Genomic DNA, 6,511 nt, shown 5'->3' with positions numbered 1-6,511 from the left:
TTCTCGGGGACGTGCCCGCCGCCTGCCGGATCGGCGCGCGGACGCTCGCGGCCGCCCGGTCCCGGGGACCGGAGGCGGCCGTGCCACGGGCCCTGGAACTGCTGTCCTACGCGGAGTTGCGGGAGGGACACCACGACCGGGCCCGGACGCACGCCGAGGAGGGACTGCGCACCGCGCACCTGTACGGGCAGAGCAACGTGGCGGCCCACCACCACGCCGTGCTGGCGCTGGTGGCGTCGATCGCGGACGAACCGGCCCGGGTCGCGCACCACGCCGACGCCGCGCTGGCCACCGCGCGGCGCCACGGGCTGCTGCAGGCCGCGACCCTCGCCGCGTGGGCGTGCGGCCGTGCCGAACTGGGCCGCGGCCGCCCCCACGAGGCGGCCGCCCGGCTCGGCCCGCTGGTGCGCCCGGGCCCGGACGGCGGCCACTTCGCGGTACGCATGCTGGCCATGCCCTGCTACGTGGAGGCCGCCGTGCTCGCCGGGCGGCGGGACGACGCACGCGCCGTCGTCGAGGAGTTCGCCCTGTGGGCGCACTTCGGCGCCGACGCACAGGCACCCGCGCAACTCGCCAGGTGCCGCGCGCTGGTGGCCGACGAGGACCGGGCCGACGCACTGTACGGGGAAGCCCTCGCCCTGCACGCACAGGCGGGCGGCGAATTCGAACAGGCACGTACCCGGCTGCTGTACGGCAAGTGGCTGCGCAGACGGCGCAGACTCGGGGAGGCCCGCGGCTGCCTGCGGGACGCGCTGGTCGGCTTCGAACGCTGCGGCGCCCGCGTCTGGGCGGGCCAGGCGAGCGCCGAACTACGGGCGAACGGGGCGGCCCCGGCCGGGGCGCGGGCCGGCGCCCTGGACGCCCTCACCCCGCAGCAACTGCGCATAGCCCGGTCCGTGGCCGAGGGCGCCACGAACAAGGAGGTGGCCCTGCGCCTGGCCGTCAGCACCCGCACGGTCGACTACCACCTGCGCAGGATCTTCGCCGAGCTGGGCGTGCGCTCCCGGGTGGAGCTGTCCCGCATGGTCGAGCAGGCCGGACAGAAGGGCGGTGACGGGATCCGGCCGGAAGGACCGGGCCCCGTGCCCGAGGCCGGGGCCTACTTCAGGGCCGACGCGAACAGCGGCACCACGTGCTCCAGCGCGTAGTCGACCGACAGGACGGAGTCCGTCGCGAAGGCCTGGCTGATGTTCCGGTCGTCGAAGACGACGGAGTGCCCCTTCTTCACGGACGGCACGGCCTTGAAGAGGGGATCGGAGCTGATCTTCGCGGCGGTGGTCCCGATGGGGGACATGACGGTCAGGTCGGCGTCGAGCAGGTTCAGGTTCTCCTCCGAGACGGGCACGGAGAAGGCGGAGCCGGCCTTGGCCTCGATCGCGGGGTTGTTGCGGAAGCCGAGCCGCTCGACGAAGTCCACCCGGCCCGTGCCGCGCACGTACGCGCCTCAGGCCGCTCCGGCCAGCAGCCCGGCGAGCGTGCGGGGCAGGCGCACCTCCTGGACGAGCATCTGGCCGTGGACGGAGCGGTCGGGACCGAACAGTCCCGCCACCACGTCGTGCGGGGCCACGTCGCCCGAACCGACCGCGAGGCTGAGCACGCTCGCCGCCGCCAGCACCAGGGCCGCCGCCAGCAGCCCCGCACCGAGTACGGGCCTGCTGCGGCGCTCGCGCGAAGGGCCGGCCGGGGCTTCGGCGGACCGCGGCGGGGAGAGGGGGGCGGTCACGCGACGCGTGCCCGGGGGCGCGTACCGCGGAGGGACGGTGACGGTTCGAAGCGCACTGGAGGTGGTCCTTGTCCGCCCGTTCGCGGGCAGCGCGGAGTTACGGAACGGCGAGAACTACGGAACGGATAATTCCGTTCAGTAAGGCAAGCCAAACCTAACACCAAGAAAGTAGCTGCCAGTGACCGGTGTCGGCCGCGCGGCGCCGCTCATCTCACCCTGGGTTCCGGACCCGCGAGGATCCCGGCCTCGATCCGCTCGTAGTCCTTCTGGCACCGCCGTGCCTCGCGGCGGCCCGACAGGAGGGTGCCCAGCCAGCCGAACGCGAAGCCCAGCGGGATGGACACCAGACCGGTCGTGCTGAACGGGAACCAGTTGAAGTCCGCCTGGGGGAAGGCCGCCGTGGGCGTCCCGGAGACCAGCCTCGTACCCGGCATCAGGACCAGGACCGTGAGCGAACCGCCGATGAGCGTGCTCAGCAGGCCGGTCCGGGTGTAACGGCGCCAGAAGAGGCTGTAGATCAGCGCGGGGGCGATGGCCGAGGCGCCCAGGCAGAAGGACAGCGTCGCCAGCGGCTGGAGGCTGCGGTGCTGGACGAGGCCCGCGAGGACGATCGTCGGGATGCCGACGCCGAGCGCGCAGACACGGGCGACGGCCATCTCCCGCACCGGTGACTTCGGGATGCCGCGGCCGGCGTAGACGTCATGGGCCAGGGAGTTGGCGCAGGCCAGGATCATGCCGGCGACCGAGGCGAGCAGGGTGAGGAAGATCGCCGCAGTGACCGTGGTGAACAGGAAGGTCTCGGCCCGGGAGACGTGCGTACCGAAGACCGCCCTGGAGCCCAGGAGGTAGGCCGTGTTGCCGCGCGGGTCGTGCGCGGCGATGCCGGCCCGCCCGACGAGCGCGGTCGCGCCGGTCGCCACGACGGTGATGACCAGCATGAACAGGGCCACCGACGACACCGCCCAGGACATCGAGCGGCGTACCTGCCGGGCGCTGTCCGCCGTGAACATGCGCATGGTCACGTGGGGCAGGCAGGCGCCGCCCAGCACGATCGCGAACTGGGTGCTGATCATGTCCAGGTCGGGGTGCGGGCCCCCGGCGAACTGCAGGCCCGAGCGCAGGAACGCCGTGCCCACCCCGCTGCGTTCCGCGGCCGTGCGGAACAGTTCCCCCGGGTCCCACGCGAAGGTGCGCAGCATCAGGACGGCGACCACGGCCCCCGAGCCGAGCAGCATGACCATCTTCAGGAGCTGGATGAGGGCGGTGCCCTTCATCCCGCCGATGGCCGCGTAGGTGATCATCAGAGCGCCGACCCCGATGACGCATCCGGTCTTCATGGCGGTGCCGGTGAAACCGAGGATGAAGGCGAGCAGCTGGCCGGTGCTGGCGAGCTGGACCAGCATCATCGGCAGCAGCGAGGCGATGGTCACGACGCACGTGGTGATGCGCACGGCACGTCCGGGCATCCGCCGGGCCAGGGCGTCCCCGGGGGTGAAGCGGCCGGTGTTCCGCAGGGGTTCGGCCAGCAGGAACATCAGGAGCAGCAGCGACAGGAGGGTGCTGAGGGCGAGGACGACCCCGTCGTAGCCGGACAGCGCGATGACGCCTCCGATGGTGAGGACGGTGGCCGCGGAGATGTAGTCGCCCGCGATGGCGAGACCGTTGCGCACCGGGGACAGCGAGCGGTACCCGGTGTAGAACTCGTCGAGGTCGTCGCGGTCGGGGCCCGCGACGACGCAGAGCAGGAGGGTCACGGTGACGACGGTGCAGAAGGCGACCAGGGACCAGGTCTGCGCGGTGCCGCCGAAGTCCGTCATAGCCCCGTCTCCCGCTCGGCGAGCAGGGCGTTGCGCTGCCGCATCCTGCGCGCGAGGGGGTCGACGTACCGGCCGGCCGTGTACTCGAAGAGCAGGATCGCCAGCCAGGTGACGGGGAGCTGTACCAGGCCGAGCACCATGCCGGTGGACAGCCCGCCGGTGACGGGCTCCGTCATGAAGGACGGGGACCGCGCGGAGAGGATCAGGAAGAGGGTGAAGTAGCCGAGGGCGGTGAGGGTGGCGACGCGGCGCTGCCGGCGGTGGGCGCGGCGCAGGATGCGCAGGTCCTTGTGGTGGCCGGGTGCGGACGGGAGCGCGGCCTCCTCGGGTAAGTGCTCTCCGGAGGCGGCCCAGGAGGGCCGGGCGGCGGGGTGCCCGGCGCGGTGCGGACGGGGGGCATACGCATCCGAGGGGTCGTCGGACATCCCGGTTCTCCTAGCGCGGCAGGGGTCCGGCAGATGCGCGGACCGCAGGGAGGTGGGAAAAGGTGTTCGAGTCCTCGCACGCTATTCGGCGGGGTCGGGGCGGGAGGACTTTTGGGTGATCTGGCTCGTTCGCACGGGTGGGTGGCGCCGGTCCCGGACGGCGGGCCCGTCAGTCGGTGGGGGAGGTGCGTGAGGGGGCGGGTGAGCCGTCGGGGACATCGGCCGGCGCTTCCGGGGGAAGGGCTTTCGGCCCCCGGGGCGCGTACGGGCCCGGGGGTCTCGGTCTCCGGTGGGCGTGCCGGGCCGCACGGCCCCGCACCCGGCTTCCTCCCGTGTCCCGCACAGGGCTCATGCGTACCCTCCGGCGGGCCCCGCGAATCCGTCGCGGTCCTTGCCGTCCTGCCGCCTGCGGAAGCCTGACGGAGGAACCGCCCCGCCTGGTTCCGGGCCCGCGCCCGCCTCCGTGTCGCCTGCGCGCCGGTGGCCTGCCGGCCGCCGTCACGGGCGCGGCCAGGGCCGCCCGCCGAGACGCTCGATGCCGGTGTTGAAGCGCCGCAGGTAACGGGCGAACTCGGCGACGTCCTCGTCGGACCAGTCGGCCATGACCCGGTCCAGCGAACCGACGATCCGCTCACGCTCCTCGTCGAGGATCCGCGCCCCCTCGTCCGTGATGCGGAACTTGCGGGCCAGCCCGCCGTCGGGGTCCGGGATGCGCTCCGCGAGCCCGGCGCGCACGGCCGCGGCGGTCTGCCGGTTGAGCGTGGAGGCGTCGAGCCCGAAGGCGTCGCTCAGCTCGCCGATCGACATGGGCCCCTGGACACGGATGCGGCTGAGCAGGGTGTAGGAGCTGCGCTCCAGCACGCTCTCCTTGCCGCGCCCGCCGCGCGCCGTGAGCGTGTGCCTGCCGAGCAGCATCTGCTCGTACTCGACCTCGTACGCCGGCCTGGCCATGTGCGTCGCCTCCCGCTCTCCTACGGGGCCGGCGCGGCACGTTCTGCGACGGCCCCGCCTCCATCCTCGCACACGCTGTGCATGAGACATACGACGTGCGTGAGACATATGAAGTGCATGATGCACAAGATATGTACACTGCACTCCCACTGGCCCGAGCCAACCCGAGAGAGATGCGAGGAGTCCCCTGATGGGAACCCCACCGACCTCCCCCCACGCCAACGGGGTGGTCGCCACGCTGGCCTTCGCCGGCACCACGGCGGCGATCATGCAGACCCTGGTGACGCCGCTCATCGCGGACCTGCCGAGGATCCTGGACAGCACGTCCTCGAACACGGCATGGGTGATCACGGTCACCCTGCTGGTGGCGGCCGTCTGCGTACCCGTCACCGGACGTCTGGGCGACCTGCTGGGCAAGCGGCGGATGCTCCTCGCCTGTTCCGTCCCCCTCGTCGTGGGATCGGTGGTGTGCGCGCTCTCGTCCTCCGTCGTCCCGATGATCGTCGGCCGCGGTCTGCAGGGCGTGGGCATGGGCATGGTGCCGCTCGGCATCGCCCTCCTGCGCGACGTCATACCGGCCGAGAGGCTCAGCTCCTCCATCGCGCTCGTCAGCGCGTCCATGGGCATCGGCGGCGGACTCGGCCTGCCGATCGCCGCGGCGGTCGCCCAGTACGCGAACTGGCGCGTGCTGTTCTGGGGCTCCGCCGTCCTGGCCACGGTGATCGCCGTCCTGATCTGGTTCCTCGTCCCGGACGTCCCCGCCGCGGCGAAGGGCCAGCGCTTCGACGCGCCCGGCGCGGTCGGACTCGGTGCCGGCCTGGTCTGCCTGCTCCTCGCGGTCTCCAAGGGCGCCGAGTGGGGCTGGGGGTCGGCGACCACCCTCGGGCTGTTCGCCGCCGCCGTCGTGACGCTGTTGGCCTGGGGCTTCTGGGAGACGCGCACCCGCGACCCGCTGGTCGACCTGCGCACCACGGCCCGCCCCCGGGTGCTGCTGACCAACGCCGCCTCGCTCTTCGTCGGCTTCGGCATGTACGCCGGCATGCTGATCGTTCCCCAGCTGCTCCAGTTCCCCGAGGAGACCGGCTACGGCCTGGGGCAGTCGATGCTCGCGGCGGGCCTGTGGATGGCCCCCGGCGGCATCATGATGATGCTGGTCTCCCCGCTCGGCGGAAAGCTCACCGACGCGCGCGGCCCGAAGGTCACGCTGATCTGCGGCATCCTCGTGATCGCCGCCGGCTACGGTCTGGCGCTCGTGCTGATGGGCTCCGCCTGGGGCCTGATGCTGGTCCTCATGGTCACCAGCAGCGGCGTCGGCCTCGCCTACGGGGCGATGCCCGCCCTGATCATGAGCTCGGTCCCGCTGTCCGAGACCGCCGCCGCCAACGGCTTCAACACCCTCATGCGCTCCCTGGGCACCTCGGTGGGCGCCGCCGTCGTCGGCGTGGTCCTCTCGCAGATGTCCGTCACGACGGGCGGCTACAGCATCACCTCGGAGGACGGTTTCCGTACCGCCCTGATCATCGGCGGCGCGGTCGCCCTGGTGGCCGCCGTCGTCGCGGCCGCCATCCCGGCCGCCCGCACCGCCGCGGCCGACC

Annotated in this window: 5 protein-coding genes and 2 pseudogenes; 2 read left to right on the top strand and 5 right to left on the bottom strand. The window is 72.8% G+C overall.

What is annotated here, in order from left to right:
* Nucleotides 1-1,148: helix-turn-helix transcriptional regulator (locus HO151_RS03430; RefSeq protein ID WP_173894629.1), on the top strand; the 1,148-nt coding region annotated here is incomplete at its 5' end.
* Here the strand turns inward: HO151_RS03430 and HO151_RS03425 are convergent.
* The 5 genes and pseudogenes from HO151_RS03425 to HO151_RS03405 all read right to left on the bottom strand — a co-directional run.
* A pseudogene (locus HO151_RS03425) lies at nt 1,100-1,444 on the bottom strand (iron-siderophore ABC transporter substrate-binding protein); the annotation flags it as partial. The gene HO151_RS03430 and the pseudogene HO151_RS03425 sit on opposite strands and share 49 nt — an antisense overlap.
* 3 nt (nt 1,445-1,447) lie before the next feature.
* Nucleotides 1,448-1,723 (bottom strand): annotated as a pseudogene (locus tag HO151_RS07305) (iron chelate uptake ABC transporter family permease subunit); the annotation flags it as partial.
* Between the two features lie 206 nt (nt 1,724-1,929).
* Entirely contained in the window at nt 1,930-3,540 is a 1,611-nt protein-coding gene (locus tag HO151_RS03415) for a cation acetate symporter (protein ID WP_173894627.1), read from the bottom strand.
* Nucleotides 3,537-3,965, bottom strand: coding sequence for a DUF485 domain-containing protein (locus HO151_RS03410; protein WP_173894626.1), 429 nt, complete (start codon nt 3,963-3,965; stop codon nt 3,537-3,539). Before HO151_RS03410 ends, HO151_RS03415 begins: the two co-directional genes overlap by 4 nt.
* 498 nt (nt 3,966-4,463) lie before the next feature.
* On the bottom strand, nt 4,464-4,916 hold the full coding sequence (locus tag HO151_RS03405) for a MarR family winged helix-turn-helix transcriptional regulator (RefSeq protein WP_173894625.1): 453 nt from the start codon (nt 4,914-4,916) through the stop codon (nt 4,464-4,466).
* A gap of 190 nt (nt 4,917-5,106) precedes the next feature.
* Here HO151_RS03405 and HO151_RS03400 point away from each other — a divergent pair.
* The coding region (locus tag HO151_RS03400) for an MFS transporter (protein WP_173894624.1) at nt 5,107-6,511 on the top strand (1,405 nt) is incomplete at its 3' end.

The sequence above is a fragment of the Streptomyces sp. 8P21H-1 genome, from assembly GCF_013302945.1.
Note: the sequence above shows the minus strand (reverse complement) of the source record. Positions and strands in the feature narration are given on the sequence as shown.